Origin of the sequence: Campylobacter sp. BCW_6889 (genome assembly GCF_001762535.1) — a bacterium.
Classification (GTDB): domain Bacteria; phylum Campylobacterota; class Campylobacteria; order Campylobacterales; family Campylobacteraceae; genus Campylobacter_D; species Campylobacter_D jejuni.
Genome location: NZ_MJWZ01000026.1, coordinates 1 through 1,573, shown reverse-complemented (window position 1 = coordinate 1,573; position 1,573 = coordinate 1). Strand labels below are relative to the sequence as shown.

The following is a 1,573-nucleotide window of genomic DNA, read 5'->3' as shown; positions in this document are numbered from 1 at the left end:
AATATTCTTTTTACAAGTAATGAATCCATAGGATTTGAAAGTGATAAAAATACAAGCATGGTAGCTGATAATATCACAACTTACGCAAAAACTATTCATGAGTTAAAAGCCGATAGCGAAGCGACTATACAGGTAGGAGAAACAATTATTAATGCAAAACCTGATTGTGTTATCATTAAAGCAGGTGGAGTTGAAGTAACTATAGACTCTAATGGACTTGTGGTTAAAGGTGGAGAGCTTAAAGCAGAGTAATAAAGGATAAACAATGAATAAACCCTTCTACAAACTTAAAAGATTTTATATACCTTGTGGTGTGCTTATAGCTTTGATTATTTTTATAAGCTTAGCTTATCATTTTTTACAACAACCTTTAGAGCTTATCTTTTGGGATAGATATGATATATCAAAATTATCTATTAATAACGAAAAGAAAAATTTTAAAACAATGAAAACTGTGAATTACTCCTACTTTCGCTAACGCTTAGAAGTAGGAGGTTCCTAACTAAAGCCAAGTATTCTTAGCTAGCTCGAAAGGCTTCTTGTTTATAGCTTACACCTAAATTTTCATATAAAATATTAAAACTTATACAAAAATCTTTCATAAATTGTTTCAGAAGTTAAAGAGTTTGTTTGGTAAATTACATTAAGGGTTTAAGCCGCAGGCTGACCCCCTACGGCTAAATTGTGAAACCCCTGAAAGGAGGTACATAAAACTCATTCTAGTGGTTATTATACTGCTTTGTTTATTTATAGTCAAGGCATATTAACCAAGCTCAATTTTTGGGGCAACTGGAGTGGGTTACTTGCGGTATCAAACAAACTTTTAACTAAGCTTCTCTCCTTCTATTGAATTTCTATATTTTTTTATATTTTCAATATTTGCACCAAATAAAAATGAAGGTGCAAAAAACAAAGTGCTAAAGAATAACAAGTAAAATCTTTTCATGGACTGTTTTAAGAAGTTAAAGAGTTTGTTTTTGGTATAATTGCATAAGGGTTAATGCCAAAGGGGCGGCAACCCCTTTAGCATTCAATCACGCCCAAAAAGGAGGTGATACAGAATGTTAAACAAAATTATAGTAATAATTATACTACTTTGTATAATTATAGTCAAGTGTTATTAACACTTGTTTTTCCCTTTTTTAAAGGGGGCTATAATTTTCCCTTTGGCTTACCAAACAAACTTTTAACTAAGCTTCTCTCCTTCTATTGAATTTCTATATTTGAAAAATTTTATTTTTTTAAAAAGTATATGTTTTTTGTATTATTAATTTTTCAAGTATATTCTTTTGGTTATTTTAACTATAAATCACAGTCCTCTTGAGTTTCTTGAAAATAAAGAAAATAGAGAAAAACTCATAAAAACCCTAATAATACACTTAAATTCTTATTTAGAGGCTGAAAGTAATCTACAAAAAATCAAGATTTTAGTCAAAATATATCAAAATTTACAAAAATGTAGCCGAACTCCTGATCTTATTGACATAGAAGAACTTGAATTTAACAAAGAAGACATTTTCGAAGAATTATTTTATGCTTTAGGCGGTTTAGGAGGTATGTATTCCGTAGAAAT

At 29.6% G+C, this 1,573-nt stretch carries 3 protein-coding genes and 1 pseudogene; 3 read left to right on the top strand and 1 reads right to left on the bottom strand.

The window, feature by feature from the left end; all coding sequences use genetic code 11:
- Nucleotides 1–252 (top strand): annotated as a pseudogene (locus AJ939_RS02830) (VgrG protein); the annotation flags it as partial.
- A gap of 13 nt (nucleotides 253–265) precedes the next feature.
- Complete coding sequence (locus tag AJ939_RS02825; protein ID WP_070232973.1) at nucleotides 266–478, top strand: hypothetical protein; 213 nt, start codon at nucleotides 266–268, stop codon at nucleotides 476–478.
- Between the two features lie 345 nt (nucleotides 479–823).
- Here the strand turns inward: AJ939_RS02825 and AJ939_RS11090 are convergent, their stop codons facing one another.
- Nucleotides 824–946, bottom strand: coding sequence for a hypothetical protein (locus AJ939_RS11090; protein WP_261666727.1), 123 nt, complete (start codon nucleotides 944–946; stop codon nucleotides 824–826).
- Between the two features lie 358 nt (nucleotides 947–1,304).
- Between AJ939_RS11090 and AJ939_RS02820 the strand changes: the two genes are divergently transcribed.
- A partial coding sequence (locus AJ939_RS02820; protein WP_148122815.1) for a hypothetical protein occupies nucleotides 1,305–1,573 on the top strand: 269 nt, incomplete at its 3' end.

Coding starts and splice junctions, on each gene's coding strand:
- AJ939_RS02825 (WP_070232973.1), top strand. CDS start 266: ATGAATAAACCCTTCTACAAACTTAAAAGATTTTATATACCTTGTGGT.
- AJ939_RS11090 (WP_261666727.1), bottom strand. CDS start 946: ATGAAAAGATTTTACTTGTTATTCTTTAGCACTTTGTTTTTTGCACCT.